At 43.1% G+C, this 21,573-nt stretch carries 19 protein-coding genes; 10 read left to right on the top strand and 9 right to left on the bottom strand.

Features of this window, described 5'->3' with window-relative positions; translation table 11 throughout:
- The first annotated feature begins 304 nt into the window (after positions 1–304).
- The 7 genes from W7W_RS0118770 (at position 305) to W7W_RS0118800 (ending at position 6,977) form a co-directional block, all read left to right on the top strand.
- Positions 305–826, top strand: coding sequence for an RNA polymerase sigma factor (locus W7W_RS0118770; RefSeq protein ID WP_010665191.1), 522 nt, complete (start codon positions 305–307; stop codon positions 824–826).
- A complete protein-coding gene (locus tag W7W_RS0118775; RefSeq protein WP_010665192.1) occupies positions 813–1,352 on the top strand; it encodes a hypothetical protein in 540 nt (179 codons plus the stop codon). Before W7W_RS0118770 ends, W7W_RS0118775 begins: the two co-directional genes overlap by 14 nt.
- Positions 1,353–1,619: 267 nt before the next feature.
- The gene (locus tag W7W_RS0118780; RefSeq protein WP_234408846.1) at positions 1,620–4,169 is read left to right on the top strand and encodes a glycoside hydrolase family 2 protein; all 2,550 of its coding nucleotides are present in this window, start codon (positions 1,620–1,622) and stop codon (positions 4,167–4,169) included.
- 74 nt (positions 4,170–4,243) lie between these two features.
- Positions 4,244–5,230 (top strand): SDR family oxidoreductase, encoded by a 987-nt coding sequence (locus W7W_RS0118785; RefSeq protein ID WP_010665194.1) that lies wholly within the window; start codon positions 4,244–4,246, stop codon positions 5,228–5,230.
- Positions 5,231–5,302: 72 nt separating this feature from the next.
- The gene (locus W7W_RS0118790) at positions 5,303–6,148 is read left to right on the top strand and encodes a UDP-2,3-diacylglucosamine diphosphatase (RefSeq protein ID WP_010665195.1); all 846 of its coding nucleotides are present in this window, start codon (positions 5,303–5,305) and stop codon (positions 6,146–6,148) included.
- 155 nt (positions 6,149–6,303) lie between these two features.
- Positions 6,304–6,651, top strand: coding sequence for a type II toxin-antitoxin system RelE/ParE family toxin (locus tag W7W_RS0118795; RefSeq protein ID WP_010665196.1), 348 nt, complete (start codon positions 6,304–6,306; stop codon positions 6,649–6,651).
- Positions 6,648–6,977: a helix-turn-helix domain-containing protein gene (locus tag W7W_RS0118800; RefSeq protein ID WP_010665197.1), complete on the top strand. Its 330-nt coding sequence runs from the start codon at positions 6,648–6,650 to the stop codon at positions 6,975–6,977. Before W7W_RS0118795 ends, W7W_RS0118800 begins: the two co-directional genes overlap by 4 nt.
- A gap of 202 nt (positions 6,978–7,179) precedes the next feature.
- Here the strand turns inward: W7W_RS0118800 and W7W_RS0118805 are convergent, their stop codons facing one another.
- The 5 genes from W7W_RS0118805 to W7W_RS0118825 all read right to left on the bottom strand — a co-directional run bounded on the left by W7W_RS0118805 (position 7,180) and on the right by W7W_RS0118825 (position 11,494).
- Positions 7,180–7,995: a universal stress protein gene (locus W7W_RS0118805; RefSeq protein WP_010665198.1), complete on the bottom strand. Its 816-nt coding sequence runs from the start codon at positions 7,993–7,995 to the stop codon at positions 7,180–7,182.
- A 209-nt stretch (positions 7,996–8,204) separates the two neighbouring features.
- Positions 8,205–8,564, bottom strand: coding sequence for a hypothetical protein (locus W7W_RS0118810; protein WP_010665199.1), 360 nt, complete (start codon positions 8,562–8,564; stop codon positions 8,205–8,207).
- Between the two features lie 24 nt (positions 8,565–8,588).
- Positions 8,589–9,239 (bottom strand): urease accessory protein UreH domain-containing protein, encoded by a 651-nt coding sequence (locus tag W7W_RS0118815; protein WP_010665200.1) that lies wholly within the window; start codon positions 9,237–9,239, stop codon positions 8,589–8,591.
- Positions 9,239–9,763, bottom strand: a complete 525-nt coding sequence (locus W7W_RS0118820) for an NUDIX domain-containing protein (RefSeq protein ID WP_010665201.1) — start codon at positions 9,761–9,763, stop codon at positions 9,239–9,241. Before W7W_RS0118820 ends, W7W_RS0118815 begins: the two co-directional genes overlap by 1 nt.
- Before the next feature lie 150 nt (positions 9,764–9,913).
- On the bottom strand, positions 9,914–11,494 hold the full coding sequence (locus W7W_RS0118825; protein ID WP_010665202.1) for a YfcC family protein: 1,581 nt from the start codon (positions 11,492–11,494) through the stop codon (positions 9,914–9,916).
- 76 nt (positions 11,495–11,570) lie between these two features.
- Between W7W_RS0118825 and W7W_RS0118830 the strand changes: the two genes are divergently transcribed.
- On the top strand, positions 11,571–11,954 hold the full coding sequence (locus W7W_RS0118830) for a co-chaperone GroES (protein ID WP_010665203.1): 384 nt from the start codon (positions 11,571–11,573) through the stop codon (positions 11,952–11,954).
- A gap of 324 nt (positions 11,955–12,278) precedes the next feature.
- Here W7W_RS0118830 and W7W_RS22515 read toward each other — a convergent pair whose 3' ends face one another.
- A complete protein-coding gene (locus W7W_RS22515) occupies positions 12,279–14,075 on the bottom strand; it encodes a chloride channel protein (RefSeq protein WP_010665204.1) in 1,797 nt (598 codons plus the stop codon).
- A 155-nt stretch (positions 14,076–14,230) separates the two neighbouring features.
- Between W7W_RS22515 and W7W_RS0118845 the strand changes: the two genes are divergently transcribed.
- Positions 14,231–16,630, top strand: a complete 2,400-nt coding sequence (locus tag W7W_RS0118845; protein WP_010665205.1) for a TonB-dependent receptor — start codon at positions 14,231–14,233, stop codon at positions 16,628–16,630.
- Here W7W_RS0118845 and W7W_RS0118850 read toward each other — a convergent pair.
- Both W7W_RS0118850 and W7W_RS0118860 read right to left on the bottom strand, forming a co-directional pair.
- Positions 16,586–17,773 (bottom strand): metallophosphoesterase, encoded by a 1,188-nt coding sequence (locus W7W_RS0118850; RefSeq protein WP_025007084.1) that lies wholly within the window; start codon positions 17,771–17,773, stop codon positions 16,586–16,588. The genes W7W_RS0118845 and W7W_RS0118850 overlap by 45 nt on opposite strands.
- Before the next feature lie 235 nt (positions 17,774–18,008).
- Positions 18,009–18,827, bottom strand: coding sequence for an SDR family oxidoreductase (locus W7W_RS0118860; protein WP_010665207.1), 819 nt, complete (start codon positions 18,825–18,827; stop codon positions 18,009–18,011).
- 188 nt (positions 18,828–19,015) lie between these two features.
- Here W7W_RS0118860 and W7W_RS0118865 point away from each other — a divergent pair, with 188 nt between their 5' ends.
- Positions 19,016–19,372, top strand: a complete 357-nt coding sequence (locus tag W7W_RS0118865) for a hypothetical protein (RefSeq protein WP_010665208.1) — start codon at positions 19,016–19,018, stop codon at positions 19,370–19,372.
- Between the two features lie 43 nt (positions 19,373–19,415).
- Here W7W_RS0118865 and W7W_RS0118870 read toward each other — a convergent pair whose 3' ends face one another.
- The gene (locus W7W_RS0118870; protein ID WP_010665209.1) at positions 19,416–21,497 is read right to left on the bottom strand and encodes a S9 family peptidase; all 2,082 of its coding nucleotides are present in this window, start codon (positions 21,495–21,497) and stop codon (positions 19,416–19,418) included.
- Positions 21,498–21,573: the final 76 nt, after the last annotated feature.

A 21,573-nucleotide genomic window follows, 5' to 3' on the forward strand; every position in this document is an offset into this window, starting at 1 on the left:
TTGCGCCATTGCGTCTCTGCGTTTACGGTTTTTTTAACGGACTATTGCGATTCTAAAAATAATTAAAAAAACACCCTTTCATTTGTAACTTTTCCCAACTTTAGGAACTAAATAGTGTCCGTCTATAAACTGAGCAAATTCTGTTTTAAGGGCTGTTTCTGGTCAGAAAGTGCCAATTGCTAGGCTTGCGAAGCCGCCAAAAACGGAGTTTACTAATCGTAAATGAGTATTTTGGCGGCAAGCGTAACAACGCAAGTGGTACTTTATGGACAGAAACTAAATAAGAAAATCAAATTGATGAGCTTTGAAAAAGGAAGAGTTATTTAATAAAATAGTTGCTGAAAACAGCGACCGTATTCGTCGTATTTGTGCCTACTACAACTCCAATGTTCACGATCAGCAGGATATGTGCCAGGAAGTGCTCGTTAATATTTGGAAGAGCCTGGATAATTTTCGTGGTGAGGCTGCTGTAAGTACCTGGATATACCGCATCGCTGTGAATACCTCTTTGCAATACACCGGAAAAGCTTACCGGAATATGAAATTATTGGTTTCGGCAGACTCTCTCCATTTGAGCAATGTTCTTGATGATGCAGATCTTATTCACAAAAAGATGGAGGAAGACCGGTTTGAGATTCTTCAACGGGAATTAAACTTGTTGTCGGTTGTGGACAAAGCATTGATATCCCTGATGCTTGAAGGGCTATCGATGAGAGAGATTGCAGAGGTGATAGGAATTACCGAATCTAATGTGAAGACTAAGATTCACCGAATCAAGATTCATTTAAAAAACAAACTAAAACAAAAAGATTATGTTCCACAATAATAATTCATTCTCAGGAATAGATCAGTTAACTGGTAAACTTAAACAGGAAGATCAAAAATACAGTCGTTTAAGTAAGGGGTTTCAAATTGTTTATTGGGTTTTTGCCTTTTTTTACTTGATTATGCTGATTCTTCATTTTACAGTTGATGTAGTGCCTTTCTCAGATAAAATAAGTGGGGGATTTTGCTTTATAGCCATGGTAATATTTGCATTATTCTTTAGGAATTATTACCAAGAGTACAAAAATGTGGATTATTCTTTACCTACCCTTATTATGTTGAAGAAAGCTGCCTATAGATACCAGCCTTTTCAACTCAAAACCGTTTGGATATTTCTTGCTATTATTTTCCTGAATGCCGGATTAAGCTTTGGAACAGTTAATCGTGCTGATCTTATTGGGGTGCAGGTAGTTTTTTGGGCATTAATGGGACTCGCCATTGGTATTGGCCTCGTGCGTTGGTATTATAAATATAAGCCTCTTCGTGATGCCGCTTTAAGAATGATAAAAGAAATTGAAGAGCAATAGCCCTTAGCGTTTGACATATTTGTCGATTATACTCATAACCACTGAATAGGATTGTATCGGATAGTGTAATGTTTTGCAATTTTCCTATTTGTTTACGAATTTTAGTGTTGATATTTTTAACCTGAATTAAAAAAAAGAAGGTGATGGCAATCATTTACTAATGGTATTATGCTATTTGTTTCTGATAAATATCTGTATATTAATAAAATATATTCTGCGGTTATGATGGGTTCAAACAAAATTTATTTTACACTAACACTGTTTTTTATGGGACTTTTGGGTTTTACTTCCTGTCAATCCAGGGTGGAAAACCCACCTGTCGAAATTGAGATCAATCAGGGGTGGGAGTTTTCCAAAGCCGGCTCCGATAGCTGGATGCCCGCCAATGTTCCTGGTACGGTTCATTCCGACCTGCTGGCCAATGACAAAATTGAAGATCCGCATTACCGAAAGAACGAAAACGATGTTCAGTGGATTGAAGATGCGGACTGGGTTTACCGAACGTCCTTTGAGGTGGAAAAGAATCTGTTGCCGGCCTCTGATGTGATTGAGCTTCAGCTTGAAGGTCTGGATACTTATGCAGATGTTTACCTGAACGATAAAAAAATTCTGGAAGCTGACAATATGTTTGTTGGTTACGATCTGGATGTGAAGAAATATCTTGTTGAAGGAACCAATCATCTTCGCGTATATTTTCATTCTCCGGTAGCAAAGGGGATGGAGAAACTCAATCAACTTGAATATGCCATTCCTGCAATTAATGAGCAGGCTCCCGAAGGGGAAAGAACCAACGTTTTTACACGCAAAGCTCCTTTCCATTTTGGCTGGGACTGGGGGCCGCGTTTGGTGACTTCCGGAATCTGGCGTCCGGTGACACTGGTGGCCTGGAATAAAGCCATAATCGATGATGTTTATGTTGTAACGGAAGAGGTCAGTGACAACGTAGCTAAACTTTCGGGAACTGTTACTCTCGAAACGGAAAAAGCAGGCGAATATCATCTTTCTCTTTCGATAGATGAAAATAGTCCGGTTGTTGAAAAAGCTGTAAATCTTGATGCAGGAATCAACAATGTGCCTTTCGAGTTTGAAATTCAAAACCCTCAATTGTGGTGGTCCAATGGTTTGGGCGAACCTTATCTTTACGATTTTAATTTTGCTCTGTCGTCCAAAAATCAGGTGCTTGATTATCATCAGCTCAATTACGGCGTTCGTACGCTAAAGCTGGTTCAAGAGTCCGATGAGGTTGGTCATTCTTTTTATTTTGAATTGAACGGAGTCCCTGTTTTCATGAAAGGAGCCAATATTATTCCTCCGGAAACACTGACGCCTGTTGCAGATAAGGCTCGTTACGACCGGTTAATAGGCAATGCGGTGGCTGCCAATATGAATATGGTGCGTGTTTGGGGCGGTGCCATCTATGGTGAAGACTATCTCTATGATCTATGTGATCGGAACGGAATTCTGGTGTGGCAGGATTTTATGTTTGCCTGTGCGCTTCAGCCGGGCGATGAGGCCCATCTGGAAAACATAAAAAAAGAGGCGGAGTACAATGTTAAACGTCTGCGCAATCACCCATCTATTGCGCTTTGGTGCGGGAACAACGAGAACTATCATGGTTGGCACGAATGGGGATGGAGTGAGATGTATGATCCTGATGTAAAAGAATTTGTCTGGAATACTTACAAGACCATATTTAATCAGATTTTGCCGGATGCGGTTTCGGAATTTGACCCGAAAACCACCTATTGGCCTTCCTCTCCCTTGGCTTTCGATGGTAGCAAAGCCGATCGGAAATCGGGCGATGAGCACGACTGGACCATCTGGTTCGGTCAAAAGCCATTTTCCGCTTATGGCGAGGACCTGCCGCGTTTTGTCAGTGAGTATGGTTTGCAATCTTTTCCATCCATCCATACCATCGAAGCTTTCACTGCAGAAGGCGACCGCGACTGGGATACGGAAGTAATGCGTCACCGACAGCGTGGGAAAATGCCTTATGTTCGTCCTGATTTTGACGGGAACGACATGATTCGTTGGTATATGGATCAATATTATAATCTCCCCGAAGATTTTGGAGATTTCGTATATGTGAGTCAGCTACTGCAGGCTAAAGCCTACAAGATGGCGCTGGAAGCCCATCGTCGCAATATGCCGCACACCATGGGATCTCTCTATTGGCAGCTTAACGATAGCTGGCCTACGATTTCCTGGTCAACCGTTGATTACTATGGTCGATGGAAGGCCGCGCATTATGCTGTGAGAGATGCCAATGAAGCCATTATTGTTGCTCCGGTTGAGGAGGAAGGAAGGTTCAGGGTATATGCGGTAAATGATTTGCTTTCTGAAGTTAATGGAGAATTGAATGTCAGAGTGATGGATTTTTCAGGAAACGAAATCTATAGCAAGGTTGCTGATGTCACCGCTGCCGGCAACTCTTCCGGTTTGGTGTTCGATGAGAATGTCGATGATCTGATTGGTAAAGCCGATCGCCGTGAGCTGGTTTTTGTCATTGAGTTTGTTTCCGGAGGGCAGGTAGTGGCAGATAATCTGTATTACCTGCATCGCCCCAAAGAGTTGAAACTTCCGGAGGCTAAGGTTGAACTCTCCGCGAGGAAAACCGAAGAAGGTTATCAGCTTACCCTTTCATCTGATGTGCTGGCAGGAAATGTATTTTTGGATACTCCGGATGGCAATGGATTTTTCACTGATAACTTCTTTGATTTGCTCCCGGGCGAAAGCAAGGTGGTTGATCTGGAGATCAGTAAGATATTAGATCCTGAGCAGGATATAAGTATTCTGACGCTTAACCAGGTTCAATAATATAGAAAGCGGCGAATTTTTAATGCAGGAATTCGCCGCTTTTTTCTACTGACTAAAAACTAAAATCTATAACCATGAAAGTCCTTTACATCGGTGGAACCGGAAATATTAGTACAGCATCCAGTCGACTGGCCATAGAAATGGGGTTTGATTTATATCTGTTGAACCGTGGAACCAGAAAGGTTGAAATCCCGGGAGTAAAGAGTCTGGTCGCCGATCACTCCGATTCGGCGTCTGTAAAAGAAGCTGTTCAGGGGCATGAGTGGGATGTGGTGGTCAACTGGATTGCGTTTACTGAGCAAGATGTGCAGCGGGATTTTGAGTTGTTTCACGGCAAAACCAGGCAATATATCTTCATTAGTACTGCATCTGCTTATCAAAAGCCGGGCGGACATCCTGTAATTACCGAATCAACGCCTCTTTACAATCCTTACTGGCAGTATTCACGCGATAAAATTGCCTGTGAAGACTTCCTGATGCGGAAATATCGGGAAGAAGGATTTCCCATAACCATTGTCCGGCCGTCCCATACTTATGATACAGTTATACCGGTTCCTTTGTGTGGTTGGAACGATTTTACCATTATCGATCGCATTCGTAAAGGCAAAGAGGTGATTGTTCATGGCGATGGCACTTCTCTGTGGACAGTTACCCATTCTGATGATTTTGCCAAAGGATTTAATGGTTTGCTGGGCCATCGTCAGTCCATCGGGCATAGTTTTCACATTACATCGGATGAAATTATGAACTGGAACCAGATTTTTGAATTGGTAGCCGAAGCAGCCGGAGCCCCACTTAAGGCGGTTCATATTGCATCTGATTTCATTGCCCGATATGATGAGCATTCGTATGGAGGCTTGTTGGGAGATAAGGCTCAGAGCGTTATTTTCGATAACTCAAAAATAAAACGCTTTGTTCCCGGTTATCATGCAACCATTAAATTTAGTGAGGGTATTAAAAGAACCATTCGCTGGTTTGAGGAGAAACCGGAACGTATGCAGATGGACCCGGCCAAAGGGCAGTTGGTAGACAGGATTCTTGGTGCTTACAAATCGTTATAGATTTGTTAACTCCTTTTATCGGGTCTTTCCCTGCTTAAAAGTTTTATATATTTGTTGCTATAAGCCAGATATATGAGTGAAAAAAGACCACTAAAAGCTGTAGTCGTCTCAGATGCACACCTGGGAACGATCAGCAGCAAAGCCAACCAACTTTATGCTTATCTGAAGACCATTCAGCCGGAAACATTGGTGTTGAATGGCGATATTATTGACTTCTGGCGTTTCTCAAAACGTTACTTTCCTGCTTCTCACCTGAGGGTGATTCGTTACCTTTTTAAAATGGCCGAGACCGGAACGAAAATTATTTTTATTCCCGGGAATCATGATGAGGTAGGACGCCGTTTTACGGGTGTCGATTTTGGCCATCTTCGTATTGACAATAAGGTTGTGCTTACCCTTGACGGGAAATCTACCTGGATTTTTCATGGAGATGTGTTCGATGTGGTGATGCACCATTCCAAGTGGTTGGCGAAAATGGGAGCCGCCGGTTACGGAATTCTGGCCGGCATCAATCGCATGGTTAATTCAGTGCTTCGTTTCTTTGGACGCAACCCCATCTCTCTTGCTGCTAAAATAAAGGATAAAGTCAAAGGTGGGAAAAAAGAGCCGGTAACCAAGTTTGAAGCTATGGTGGCCCGTCTGGGCATTCGTAAAGGTTATCATTATGCCATTTGCGGGCACATTCATCGGCCGGCAAAGAAACGTATTAAATCCCCTTCAGGGGCCATCACTTATCTTAATTCGGGAGATTGGGTAGACCATATGACTTCGCTGGAGTACGAAAATGAAGACTGGCATTTGAAACACTGGGATGCAAAAGTGGAGACTTCGGTAGAGGATTCTGTGGAAGAGCAAATTCTCTCAGAAACCATTGAAGATGTCTTTAATCGGGCGTTTAAAGAGATACTGAAAAGCTGAGATAGAAGTCTGACATATAATTTGTTAAAGCTAAAAGTTGAGGGGCTGAAGTAGGTGAGGGTAATGTTATAGTTTAGTTGTGGTTCAGCTTAAAGAAAAATCCACTTCCAATTGTTTCCTAATTAAGAAACTTGTATCTTCGTATAAAAAGATGAATGAATAAGAAGTTTAAAATTGAACTACTTGGGGAAGCGATTGATTTCGTTGAATCTCTGGATGATAAAACGAGAGAAAAAATCCTCTATAACGCTAGGAAAGCCCAAATAGTAAATGACCCAGAATTATTCAAGAAACTAAATGATTTGATTTGGGAACTAAGAACCAAATACAATAAGAATCAATACCGACTTCTTGCATTTTGGGATAAAACGGAAAATGAAGAAACGTTAGTTTTGGCAACTCATGGATTTGTTAAGAAAACGCAGAAAACCCCAAAAGGAGAAATAAAAAAAGCAGAAGAAATACGGAAAGAATATTTTGAACAAAAAAATAACGGGTTATGAAAAGCGATAGATTAAGAAAGAAAAGCCTTGACGAAATGATTGATAAGCACATCGGCGAGATTGGCACTGAGAAACGGGATAATTTTGAAGAAGAACTTCGTCTTGATATTTTGGGGCAGACAATAAGAAGAATACGAGAAGACAAACATTTGACACAAGCTCAACTTGGAGAAATGATTGGTGTGAAAAAAGCCCAAATTTCTAAAATTGAAAATAATCTAACAGACGCACGATTTGAAACAATTTTAAAGGTATTCAGAGCATTGAATGCAAAAATCAATTTTAATGTAGAATTGATGAATCAGAAAATCCAATTTGAACAATAAAAAGCCGAAACCACAACAAAGCTATCATCTGCCAGCCTTGGCATTTAAAGCCTATTTAGGTTTTGTTTTACCTATAACCATGCGTTCAAGTTTATAAAGTCACAGCTAGCCTGGAAACCCCGTCCAGGGGCGTACAGCCGCGACATTTTCTGCCTTTAAGCATAAACTCTCATAAAATAAATGAGCAAAATGAAGAAAGCTCCTAACCTTGTTCATGCAAAATTAACATTGGATGGTGCGGATGTCTCACCATTTTTTTGATGATGTGAGGATTGAAGATGCGTTGGAAAAAACTGTGGTGATGCCTGATCAGTGTCAGCAGGGTTGCATCGTTTTCATCCATGAATTTTAATATGCTTTTACATAAATCTCCCTCATTGTCGATGAAGTGAAAACTGAGTTTTATACCAGGAAAATGAGCTGCAATCTTTTCTTCAGCCTCAATACGGTTAATATATTCCTCTTCCAGCACATTCAGAAATAAGAGTTCACTGTTGTAGGCTTTAATGAGGTGGGTGAGCGGCCCCACCATTTTGGAAATGTCCACATCTTTAAGGTCTGTGGCAAAAGCGATTTTGTCGGGTGCCTCGAATCTTGCTTCTTTGGGAACTACCAGCATAGGAAAATGGACGTGTTTGATGATTTCAAGCGCAGTACTTCCCAACAGGAAGTGTTCCAGGGCGCTTTCTCCTTTGCAGCCCAATATAATTATTTCCGGTTCGTAGTCGTTGATCTCTTTCTTTAAAACTTCTGTCATGGCTCCAAATCTGGAAGCCAGTTCTATGCGTGCATTTGGGAATTTGGCATGAAGCAGGGACAGTTCTTTTCGCAAACCGCGCATGCTTTCTTCAGCCATTTCTTCTTTTACCTGCATGATGTAGGGACTGCCACTGAATTCAACATCATAAATATTCAGCAATTCAAAATGTGCCTGTTCTTTTTCAAACATTTTCAGTGCATAGATAGCTGCATTCCGGGCAATCTCCGAAAAGTCGGTAAGGAGTAATACACGTCTCATAGGTCTGGTATTTTGAGGGTAAAACAATTCAGGCTTGCGCTTTTCCACTCACTGAACAACACCTCCTATCGGTTCAGTGTCATAAAATTTACGAAAAATTTCTTTTAAAGGAAAGTTTGAAGTGTAAGAATTTTTTGTTTTCCAAAAGAACTTTGGATCTTAGAACTTTGAAGGGTAAGCCTGCAATGGGATGACGATATTGGTGGTTCCTATAAAATTCGTTCCAGAACAAATACACCATTTACACCCTGGGTGTCTTCTCCTGAGCCAACTATTTGTCCCATGGCGTTGATGAGGCCGGATCGCTCTTCCGGCTCGTAAGAAGCGTTTTTAGCCCCGGAGAGGACTATTACTGACGATTCTGAAAAAATAACCTGCGCCCCGTCGACTTTTCCTTTTATTGTGACCCGGATGAACATAGGAGGCTCTTCCGGAATAACCTCTTTGAATACGATATGTCCGGATAGTTGTTTCCCGGATTGAAACAAACGGGCTTCTCCTAGGTCTTCCCCATGATCAAATTCTTCATGGAAGCGCCAAAAACCGGTTAGATCGTACGATTGTTTCATGGTTGTGTGGCTTTTGTGTCTGGGTTACAGTCCCAAAAACTGAATGGATATTCCTGATGCAAATATAATGATCCCTGCCAACAGATGGGCAAGGGGTTGTAGTTTCTGAAATCTGATTTGTGACAATCCCATAGATGCAGCCCAGACAGCAATGAGCATAGTTCCCACGGTTACAACTCCGAAGATGGTGGTAACCAATATTACAGCCATTGTGCTTTCGTGTGCGGCCGGATACATAAGCAGAGGAATAAGCGGCTCGCACGGCCCCAGGAAAAAGATAATGAAAAGCATCCATGGAGTTGCATTGGATACAGACTGGTGTTCATGACCATGCCGGGACTTTCTTTTGTGTTTGAGATAATGTCGCAAACCCCAGATGGCATACAGCAAACCAAATGCTATTAAACCCCAGGCTGCCAGATTGCCCCTGACTCCTTCGAACCAGGTTAACTTTTGCAACTGGATGCCTATGAGTATACCCAGCATACCGATAATTACGCTGCTTAATACATGCCCTATACCACAAATTGCCGTTAGGCCAAGTGTGCGTGAAAGACTCCAGTCTCTTGCTTTTCCGATTACGATAAATGGGAGATAATGATCGGGCCCGAGAAGTGTATGAACAAAACCGATACTTGCAGCACTCCACAGGAGAATGATAAGTTCGTTCGTCATTATTTTTTGTCTGCCAGGTAAGTTTTTAGGATCTTTTTGATAGAATTACTGCTGATTTTGTTAAAATCAATCTCTTTGGGGTCGAAAAAGTGAAAGTCAGCAATGTCGTCGTCCACCTTAATATTCTCAAAGCTTTTTACTTTGCAGGCAAATCCGAAATCGGTTGTAAAAACGGAATAATCATTATAGACGTATTCATTGGGAAAGCTTCCCAGATAGGACAGGTCGGTGACCTCAAGGTTGAGTTCTTCTTTTAATTCCCGTTTTAGTGCATCTTCCCCGTTTTCCATGGGATCAACGAAGCCGCCTGGTAAGTCAAGTGCCCCGATGGCCGGTTCTACCCCTCTGACTGTGAGTAGTATCTGCCCTTCTTCGTTTTCTATGACAGCGGCCACGGCTGCAGCACTGTTGATAAAGAACTTAAACCCGCAACTGTCGCATTTGAATGATTTGGCGGAGTCTGTTTTAAACAATCCTGAGCCACAACTGGGGCAATACTTCAAAACTTTTTCGGGACGTGCCATATATAAGATTTGTTGATATTCTATTTTGCTGTTTTGTTGTTGCTTGGCGCTATTGTCAGGCGCCCTGTTACTGTGTTTTCGGTTTGCTGTTTAATTGTAAACCTAAATACAAATCAACAAACCGACAAGAGAAAAAACAAAAATAAATGGTTAAAAACCGTTTAAGTTCATGGTGACTGTAGGTATAAGTAGCAGAAAACCAGTGATGATCAGAATGGCAATTAAAGGAGCAATCCATCTTGCCCATTTCACATAAGGAATACGTGCCACGCCCAACACACCAATTAACACCCCTGATGTGGGGGTGATGAGGTTGGTAAAACCATCGCCAAACTGGAAGGCCATTACCGTAGCCTGCCTGGAAAGACCTATCAGATCACTAAAAGGAGCCATGATGGGTATGGTGAGTGCCGCTTTAGCCGATCCACTGGGAATAACAATGTTGATGACAGTCTGAATGACATACATAATTCCAACAGAAGCCACATTGCCCATTTCCTGCATTCCTCCGGCCATAGCGTGTAAAATGGTGTGCACAATATTACCGTTTTCGAGAATGACAATGATTCCTCCCGCCAATCCTACAATCAGTGCGGCTGACATGATATCTTTGGCACCTTCGAGAAACAGGTGAGTGATTTCATCGGCACTTTTGTTCATGGCTATTCCGGCCAGAATGCCCATCGCAAAGAAGAGAGTAGCAATTTCCATGATGTACCAGCCAAAGCCCATAACACCGACTATCAGGAATAAAATGGTGAACCCGAGGATGACCAAAACAAAGGCAGGAGAAGATTTTCGCAGGGCAAGATATCCTGTTATGGCAAAAAGTGCTGTGAGTCCGGGAATAAAAAAGGTGGTTATTCCATCGCCTCCGCCAATTGTCAGGGTGCTCACAGGCCAATAAATGGAAAACAGAATCAGCGCACCTAAGGTTAGGAAATAGGCAACCCATGAGGCGGTATAAGTTTTATGACCTGTTTCGGCATCGCTTTCCGTTATTTCATGTCGCCAGTGATGATCTTCCTCGTAAACGGGTGACCGCTTCGGGTCTTTTTTGATGCGTGCTCCATACCATAAAATATAACCAATGCCAATGAGGTTGATGACAACCCAGGAAAAGAGACGGTATTCGAAACCACTGAAGAGCGGAAGTCCTGCCAGGCCCTGTGCAATACCGATGGTAAAGGGATTCAGCACTGCTCCGGCAAAGCCCAGACCGGCTGCCACAAATACCATGGAAACACCCATGATACTGTCGTAGCCCATGGAGATTGCCAGCGGAACGACAATGACCACAAACGCAATGGTCTCTTCACTCATGCCAAAAACTGCTCCGAAGACGGAAAACATCAGCATAACCATGACGATGATGAGATTATTGGCTCCAATGAGTTTGATGGCTTTGTATTTATCCAGTCTCCGGGTGAATTTCAGAAAAGAGTAAATACCCATGTCAATGGCTTTGCTGTCGTTGAGAATCCAGAAGGCTCCGCCAATCATCAGGATGAAAACGATGATGCCTGCCTGTTTCTCGAAACCTTCGAATAGGGCTGAAAATATCTGCCACGTCTGGGGTTGACTTTCCACCTCACGGAAATCGACCATCGAGGTGGTGCTGCCATCTTCGGGGGCTACATATTGTCCCCCGGGAACGAACCAGGTGGCCACGGCTGCCATTACTATCAGTGAAAATACAATTACGTAGGTATGAGGAACTTTTTTAAACATTGGTATTGGTCTTTGTTTTTAGTCAACTCCAAAAATAGCCTTTTACCGACGATTATTTTTATATTTGGTGAAAAAAATGGTTCCCGGAATTGACGAAAAAGATTTAAGCAAGTTCATTGTAGTGGGCGACAGAGTGCTGATTCAGCCCAAAACGCCAGAGAAACGAACCAAATCTGGTCTGTTTCTGCCTCCCAATGTGCAGGAAAAAGAAAAAGTACACTCCGGTTATGTGGTTAAAGTAGGGCCCGGCTATCCCATTTCGGCCATTGCTGAAGAGGATGAACCCTGGAAATCGAAGAGTGAAAATGTCCGTTATGTTCCGCTTCAGCCCCGTGAGGGCGATCTTGCTGTCTATCTGCAAAATAGTGGCTACGAGATAGAATTCAATAATCAGAAGTATGTGATTGTTTCCCAGTCGGCTATATTGATGCTAATCAGGGATGAAGGGCTGTTTGAGTAGAATCTGGGGCCAGGAGCATGGGGCACAGACTTCGCTAATGCGGATTTTTTTGTGAATAAAGCGGCAGAACCGAGGGGCAATTTGAATTCCTTAAGAAGGTGTTGTCCAAAAAGTATTAATCCCCAAAAAAAAGTCATGTTGAGCGTAGTCGAAACATCTGTCTTTCAGGTGAAACAGATTCTTCGACAAGCTCAGAATGACATCATAATTGGACTTTTTGGATAGCTCCAGCGAGGGATTCTAATTTTTGCCAGCCAGGTTTTACTCCCATGTGCCATGCCCTATGCGCTTTGCTCTATGCCTTAGTAAATGCTCAGCCTCTCCCTAATACTCTCCCGAAAAACGTTTTACAAAATTCCGGTAAGCCGTAAACGCATTGGCCCGGGAAATAAAGCCCAGGTATTTTCCTTTGTCAATAACAGCGATATTGAATCGTCCGGATGTTCGGAAAATCTCTACCAGATCTTCCATGGAGTCGTCGGGACTGATAAAATATTCCGGCATATACATCAGGTCTTTGACTTCCACTGATTCATATAGATCCGGTTTGAAGATGATGTTTCGTATGTCATCCATCTTTACCATTCCATGCAGGATACCGCGGTTGTCCACAACCGGGAACAGATTCCTGTGCGCTTTAGAAACCACTTCTACCAAATCGCCCAATTTGGCATCGGGTAAGATGACCGAGAAATCTGTTTCAATGAGTTTGGTAACATCCATAAGTGCAAGCGCCACCTGGTCTTTGTCGTGAGTGAGTAGCTCTTTTCGTTGGGCCAGCTGATGCGTATAAACCGAGTTTTTTACAAATGTTTTGGCTGTTGCAAAGGAGATGGTGGCAGTAATCATCAGAGGAAGAAATAACTCATAACCTCCGGTGACATCAGCAATTAGAAAAAGACCTGTTAAAGGGGCATGCAGTACTCCTGCAATGAGGCCCCCCATGCCGGCAAGAGCGAAATTTTGCTCCGATAGTTCGGTGATTCCTAAGTTCGAGACAACCATTGCAAAAAGCAGTCCGGTACTGGAACCAATAAACAGCGTTGGAGCAAAAATTCCACCGACACCTCCACTTCCAAAAGTGATGGAGGTGGCTACTACTTTAAGAGCAATCATTATGAGGATAAGTCCTGCCACTGCCGGCCAGAAATATTCCAGCCCGGCGAATAGTTTCTGGTCAAAAAGGAAAGATATATCCCCAGCCAGGAGACTGTTAATGATATCGTATCCCTCACCATACAGAGAAGGGAAAAAGAAAAGCAGGATTCCCAGTCCGATACCTCCGACGATCAGGCGCGAAAGGACAGTCTTTAGTTTGCCGAATAGTCGCTCAATATGCAAGTAAGCTTTAGTGAAATAGACAGCAACTAAACCTGTAATAACCCCCAGCAGAATATAGAAGAGCAGGTCATTTATTTCAAAAGTTTCTGTAATTGTTACCGGATATAATACTTGTTGTCCTAAAAAGAGATAGGAGGTGAGTACGGCTGAGGCAGAGGCCATCAGCAAAGGAACGATGGCCGTCAGGGTCAGATCCAGCATAATGACCTCCAATGCAAAAACGATGGCGGCAATGGGTGCCTTAAATATGGCTGACATGGCAGCGGCAGAAGCACACCCCAGCAAAAGTGTAATTTGCCTGAAATTGAGGTGAAACAGTTGCCCGATGTTACTGCCAATAGCCGCACCGGTTGATACCGTGGGGCCCTCCAGTCCCACACTGCCTCCAAAGCCCACGGTTAATGAGCTGGTAACAATGCTTGAAAACATATTGTGACGACGAATTCGGCCTTTACGTTTGGACAGGGCATACAGCACATTGGGAATGCCATGCCGCACAGGCCGTTTGAGTACAAACTTAATGAAAAGTACAGCGAGGAGAATTCCTATTATAGGGGAAATGAGGAAAATATAACCTTGTCCTTCGACATGAATGACATCCTGAACCAGCACACTGATAAAGTGAACACTGTTTTTGATGGCTACTGCTCCCAGACCTGAAGCAATTCCTACCAGTATGCTGAGAAACATTATGAACTGTCGATTACTGATGTGTCGTAATCGCCATCTCAGAAATCTCCCCAGTAGTTTTTCAGGATTTAGTTTGTTCTTTAGCCCCATTCAGTCCTTTTATGTGGTTTTATCTCAAATATATCATTTTTAGCACGAAACTGAATGATTTGAGGTGTGTATTTTGAAGATTTGATTTGTTTTTTAGAACAACTTTATTGCAATTACTGTTTAATAATTTACATTTAAACTCTAAACAAATAAAGATGACACTTAAACTGAAATTATTTATAGTTCTCCTTTTTACTACTTCATTGGGGTTTGCCCAGAATGCGACCCTTAGAGGATTGGTTAAAGATGCCTACAATAATGATCCGCTTCCGTTTGTGAATATTGTGATCGAAGGCACCAATACCGGGACTACTACCAATGAGGATGGAGAATTCATTTTCGAGGAGCTGGAGCCCGGTTTTATTCGTTTGCAATTATCGTCCATTGGTTATGAGAACAAGTTGACGGAAGAAATTAACCTCTCGGCAGTGCGTTCCAATTACATAGAGATTGCCATGAAACAAAAAACGACTCAGCTGGAGGAAGTGCAGGTAACTGCCGGTAGTTTTGTTCGCCGTGGTGAAACACCTGTGTCTTTGCGACGAATAGGAATTGAGCAGATAGAAAAAGGGGCAGGTGCATCCCGTGATTTGGCCAAAGTATTGCAGAGCTTTCCAGGTGTGGGTGCTGCTGTTTCTTTCCGTAATGACCTGATTGTTCGGGGAGGCGGACCTTCAGAGAATCGTTTCTTTTTGGATGGAATTGAAATTCCTGTGTTGAACCATTTCTCTACTCAGGGAGCATCGGGAGGGGCCGTTGGGATTCTTAACGTGGACTTTATTCGTGAAGTGGACTTTTACTCCAGTGCCTTCCCAGCGGACAGGGGCGGTGCCATGAGTTCAGTATTCGAGTTTAAGCAGATTGATGCCAACAAGGACAAACCATCATTCAAAAGTACTTTGGGTGCATCCGAAGTGTCTTTGTCGGCCAACACTCCTTTGGGAGAGAAAACGGGAGGGCTTTTTTCTGTACGTCGTTCTTATCTTCAGTTTTTGTTTGATCAGATCGGTTTGCCTTTCCTGCCTACGTTTAATGATTTTCAGTTTCGTACCAAAACACGCTTTGACCAGAAAAATGAATTGACATTGCTGGGAGTCGGAGCTATCGATGAGTTTAAGTACAATCCGTCGCCCGATCCTACAGAAGAGAATCGCTATACATTGCAATATCTGCCGGCTTACGAACAGTGGAATTATACTGTGGGAGCCAGCTTTAAGCATTTCATGGAGCGAAACTATTATGTGCTGGCCCTTAGCCGCAGTCATTTGAACAATGTTATTTCAAAATACGAAGACAACGAGGTGGATAATCCCGATAAATTGTTGACCGATTATACCAGCGATGAAATACAAAACCGTCTACGGTTCGAAATTTTTAGCAATCCAGGTGAATATACCCTGAAAGGAGGTATGAATCTTGAAAGTGCCTCCTATTACAACCGCACTTTTGCAAGAAGTTTTCGTGACGGTCGGGAAGCATTGATTCGTTACAGTTCTGATCTGGATTTTTTCCAATATGGTGCATTTGGATCTGTGTCCAGAAAGTTCCTGGATGAAAAGCTGGATGTGAGGGCAGGAGTGCGTTTCGATGCTAATACATACAGCGACGAGATGAATAATCCGTTTAGCCAATTCAGTCCGAGGCTTACGGCATCCTATGATCTTATGCCCCGGGTGAGCGTTACCTTTAACTCGGGACGTTATTTTCAGTTACCGGCTTATACTATGATGGGGTATCGTGATAACGACGGGCAATTGGTGAATAAAAATAATGGTTTAAAATACATTCATGCTGATCACATTGTGGCCGGTATTGAATGGACGCCAAATAATTATACCCGCATTGGGCTGGAGGGATTTTTGAAAGATTATGACAATTATCCCTTCTCTGTTCAGGACTCCGTAGCGATGGCCAGTAAAGGTGGGGATTACGGGACTTTTGGAGATGAGGAAGTGACCAGTTCCTCCGAGGGACGTACCTACGGATTGGAGTTACTGGTCAGACAAAAATCGCCTAAAGGATACAGTTATATTTTGGCTTATACCTGGAGTCATGCCGAGTTTACCGATGTTGACGGAAATTATGTGCCTTCAGCATGGGATAGTGAGCATTTGCTGACGTTCACCTTCAATAAATCATTTAAAAAGAATTGGGATTTTGGACTAAAGTGGCGATTTGCAGGAGGTTTGCCATACACTCCTTACGATCTGGAGAAATCCAGAGATGTTCAGGCATGGAATGTGCGTGGACGAGAATACCCGGATTATGATCGTTTTAATGAAAAGCGTTTACCCTCTTTTCATCAACTTGATCTCCGGGTGGATAAGTCATGGATGTTTCCAAAGTTTTCTCTGGGATTGTATCTGGATATACAAAATGTTTATAACAAACAGAATGAAAATCCTCCCCGGTTGGTTCAGCGTCTTGGAGACGATGGAGAACCTGTGGTGGCCAACCCATCTGTACCGGCAGAGAATCAGGAGTACGACCTGAAGGAGTTAATTACCACTTCAGGAACCGTTCTTCCGACTATTGGTATAATTCTGGAATTTTAAATTAATTAAAATCACCTCGGGTCTGTTGCCGGTTCTAACCGGTGGCCCCCAGGTACCAAAACCGGTGCTCACCCAGAAATGGGTGTCACCTTTTTGTTTGTAACCACGGCTTACCTCATAAATTTTATTGGTAATATATCCGAATGGCCATAATTGTCCGTGATGAGTATGCCCTGACAGCTGAAGGTCAATGCCATTTCCTGCAACAGAATCCAGATGATATGGCTGGTGATCCAGCATAATTACCGGTAGGTTGGTATCGATATTCTGAAGAAGTTCTTCCACTCCCTTTCTTTTCTGGCCTTTGCTGAAATTGGCATGGAGGTCTTCACGGCCAATCACATAAAACGCATCCCCGATAAGCACTGAAGAGTCGCGAAGTACTTTTATACCATGTTCTTCAAGATAATTTATTGATGGTTCTCCACCACCGATATATTCATGGTTTCCAGTGGAAGCATAAATGCCCATTGGTGCTTTGAGTTTTCGTAGAGAATCACCCAGGTTCTGACGAATAACGGGGCCTACATCTTCATCCAATACATCTCCGGCCATTAATATGATGTCCGGATTGAGTGCATTGAGCTTGTTGACCAGTTTTCCGGTTTTTCGGGGGCCGATGATGGTCCCCAGATGCACATCACTGACGGCAGCAATGCGCAACTCTTTTAATCCATTGGCCGTTTTGGGGATTTCAATGTTAAGCTCTGCTGTCCTCGGGTGCCAGGCATTAATGTGACCAGCCATGATAACGAGGAAAGTAATTGACGCCACTGAAGCTCCAACGATAAACTTGAATTGCGTATAATCAGTTCCGGCCATTTTTTGAATAAACGGAATTGCCAGATTTATGAGTCTGCCTATATCGATCAACAAAACCTGCAGTGTGGCGTAAAGCATGACAGCAAACCAGAACGCTCCCAGCCAGTGCAGAGATACGGTAAGCGGGTTGTACATACTCTTTTCGAGCGTTCGGCCAATGATGTAGCTAAAAGTGGCCAATACCATGAATGCGATAAACCAGGGTCTTATCTTTGGATGTGCTTCAAGGGCCTGGAAGCCCCGCCATGTAAGATAAAGATTGACGAGTATCTGAACTGTGAGTACGATTACAAAAAACATAAAGTATTGACTCTTGTGCATGTAAAAAGTTTAATCAGGAAATGCAAATATACTTAGGGTCTGTCCATAAACTAAGCGTTTTTCACGTGTTTGAGATAGAAAGTTCAAATTCAAGGCGTGTGAAAAATCTAAACCGCAGTCCCGAAGTAGCTTTTGTAAGGTTTTTTAAACAAAAAACCAACAAAAAGCACAATCGGGATGAGTATTTAGATTTTGAGCAACAACGCAGAAGTTGGACTTTATAGACAAACACTACTCAAATATTGATAAGTACACGTGTCAGTTTCCGGAACCATGTTCCCGGTAAAATCCGGTAAAGCAATAAAAATATTTTTGCCTGAAAACCTGCCGGGTATCTGAGTTTGTTGCTTCTGGAAGTGGCTGCCCGGTATATGGCTTTGGCTACAACCTCGGGTTGAGCCGCGTATTTGAATGTTTTGTTGTAGAAATGGGATACCTTCTGCGAGATGGCTATATATTTTTGATCATCAGGAGGTAGTATTTCATCTTTGGATCGGCCGTTGAATTGAGTCTTTACCGGGCCCGGCTCAATGATTTTAACTTTAATGTTGAAGGGATATAGTTCATAAAATAGACTTTCTGTAAGTCCTTCCACTGCGTATTTGCTGGCATGATACAACGAATAAAGAGGAAGCCCCATTTTTCCGGCTATGGATGAAATATTGATGATGGTTCCCTTTTTTCTTTTCCGCATCAAAGGCAAAATATATCTGATAACCCTGAGGGTTCCCAATACATTGGTGTCTAGTTGTCTGATGATTTGCTCATCGCCTGCTCCCTCCAGAATCCCCAGTGCACCGTAGCCGGCATTGTTAACCACCACATCAATTCCGTCCATGTCCGTCCATGCTTTTAGGATGGTTTGTTCTGCACCGTGGGGTTGAGTTACATCCAGCGGATAAATAGCAACGCCCGGAATATTAACCAGGTCACCTGCTTTCTCGGGATTGCGCATGGTGGCAGCAACTTTCCAGCCGCGTGCTACGAAGTAACGAACGGTTTCGCGTCCTATTCCAGAGGAGGCCCCGGTGATGAGAATGTTTTTTGTGTTCATGGATGGTTTTAATGAGTAAAATAAAAATTGTTATTCTAACTTTGACGCGAAAAGTCTTCGGATGTTTTTTTTATTTTATCAATGTACCATAAAGAACAATAAACTTCCTTTTATGTTTGTTGAATGATGGGGGCCGGAGGATGAAGTGCTCCGTTGCCTTTATGAGTTTTAATTGAAAAATGTAAAGAATGAACAATAAAATTTTTCTTTTTACAGGGTTATTCCTGGTTTTTGTAGCTGTCGGATTGCGGATTTTTGGTGTGGATTGGTACAGCTATGTGCTGATTGCCGGGATTTCACTTAAAGTATTATATCTCACACTGGGTTTACTTAATGGCTCTCTGGCAGGAGGACGTTACCTGGTGATGCTTTTTGCCGGTATTGCCATGGTGGGAACCGGCGGTTTTATGAAGGGGGAGCCATCAACTGCTTTGATTGGCTCCTTGCTGATGTACGCCGGATTTCTGCTGAAAGCAGTTTCTATTGTATTTATGGTTGTAGTGGGGCGCAGACGCCGGATGCAAGCCAAAGAGCTGATGAATTGATGAGGAAAAAACTCATCAACTCACTAACTCATTAGCTCGCCAGCTATTTTTTAAGCCACTTATCCAGCCATCCGAAAAATTCTCTTTGCCAGAGGATGCCGTTTTGGGGAGTGAGCACCCAGTGACTCTCTTCGGGAAAGAAGAGGAAACGTGACGGAACACCTCTGAGTTTTGCAGCATTGAAAGCCGCCATTCCCTGAGTGTAGGGAATGCGGAAATCTTTGCCCCCATGAATGACAAGCAAGGGCGTGTCCCATTTTTCCACAAAGAGGTGCGGGGAGAAGTCGTAATGTTTTTCGGGCATTTCCCAGTAAGGTTTTTTCAGATCCCAGTTGACAAAGAACATCTCCTCGGTGGTGGTGTACATCATCTCCTGGTTAAATACCCCACAATGCGAGATGAAAGCACTGAATCGCTTGTCATGGTTGCCGGCAAGCCAATAGACCGAATACCCTCCATAACTGGCACCTACGGCACCCAGATTTTCCTCATCCACATAAGGCTCTTTGGCCATAGTGTCGATGGCGCTGAAATAGTCCTGCATATTTTGTCCGCCATAATCGCCACTGATTTGCTCGTTCCATTCGCGACCAAACCCCGGAAGACCCCGTCTGTTTGGGGCCACAACGACGTAGTCGTTGGCTGCCATCATCTGGAAATTCCATCGGTAGCTCCAAAACTGACTCACACTGCTTTGCGGGCCTCCCTGGCAATAGAGCAGAGTCGGGTATTTCTTTTCCGGATCGAAATTAGGCGGATAGATAATCCAGGTAAGCATTTCTTTATTATCGGTAGTGGTTATCCATCGTTTTTCAACTTTACCCATATTGATTTGGTTCAGAATGGGCTGGTTAATGGCGGAGATGTTTTTAGCTGATCCATCCACCGGGTTCACAGCAAAAATGTCGGTGGGGGCACTCATACTCATACGGGTCGTAATTAGTTGTCCACCAGCCGGAATTACAGATGTGTAATTGTTTTTTCCATCGGTAATTTTATGGATGTCGCCACCCGGAAGATTGATGCGATATATATCCTCCGTAGCATGACGGTTGCTGATAAAAAAGAGAGCATCCCCCATGAGGTTCCATACAGGTGCATGGATGTCCTGATCAAAATTGGCCGTGTAATCAATCACCCGGCCGGTTTCCAGATCTTTGACCATCAGTCGGTTTTTGTCAGCCTCATAACCATCACGAGGCATCGACTCCCAGGCCATCCGCAGTCCGTCGGGCGAAAATACCGGATTTTTGTCATAGCCGGGGTTTTCTTCCGTCAGGTTGATGGTTGTTTTGTTCTCCAGATCGTAGAGATATATATCGGAGTTGGTGGATAGGGCATAATTCTTTCCACTCAGTTTTTTACAGGTGTAAGCAATTTTCTGACCGTCGGGCGTCCAGATAATCTGCTCCATTCCACCAAATGGTTGCAAAGGGGTATCAAAGCGTTCATCTTCCATGATATCAGTAGCCTCGATGATGAATCTTTCTTTCTGGTAGGGGGCTACGAATATATGGCTGTACTTGTAGTCATGCCAATTGTCCCAGTGGCGATACATTAAGTCGTCTTCAATGCGTGCATTGGTTTTTGGGAGATCAGGATAGATATCCTCCGGGGTTTCATCCAGCTTGATATTTTTAATGAACAGCAGATGCTCCATGTCGGGGGAGTATTTGTAATTGCTGATACCTCCGGGGATATCCGTAATCTGAACCACTTCTTTTCCATTTGGATTCATCTCATAAAGCTGGCGATCCCCATTGTATTCGGAGAGGAACGTTATTTTTTGACCATCGGGTCGCCAGTTGACAGCACTTACTGTATTTCTTTTGGCCTTTTTTTCTACTTCTACCGCTTTCTTTTTTCCTCCAAAAGAAAACGAAAACGACCAGTTGTTTTTAAACTGCGTATCTATTCTCTGCCGGTTGGTTCCATCGGCATCCATCACAAAAAGGTCGGTATTAAAACTGTTGTTTCCGATATTTGGGTAAGTAACCGTAAAAAGTACTTTCTGGTGGTCAGGAGAAACACTTAAGTTGCCGATACGGCCCATTGACCAAAGTACTTCGGGGGTCATAATGCCGTTTTCAACCTTCACGTTTTCAGGTTTAAAAGTTGGTTGCATTTCTTGTTTTGTTTTTTCGGAACAGCCCGTCATTAGTACAAGGCCTGTGAGTATTAAAAATACCGGTTTTTTCATC

The sequence above is a fragment of the Marinilabilia salmonicolor JCM 21150 genome (assembly GCF_000259075.1).
Classification (GTDB): domain Bacteria; phylum Bacteroidota; class Bacteroidia; order Bacteroidales; family Marinilabiliaceae; genus Marinilabilia; species Marinilabilia salmonicolor.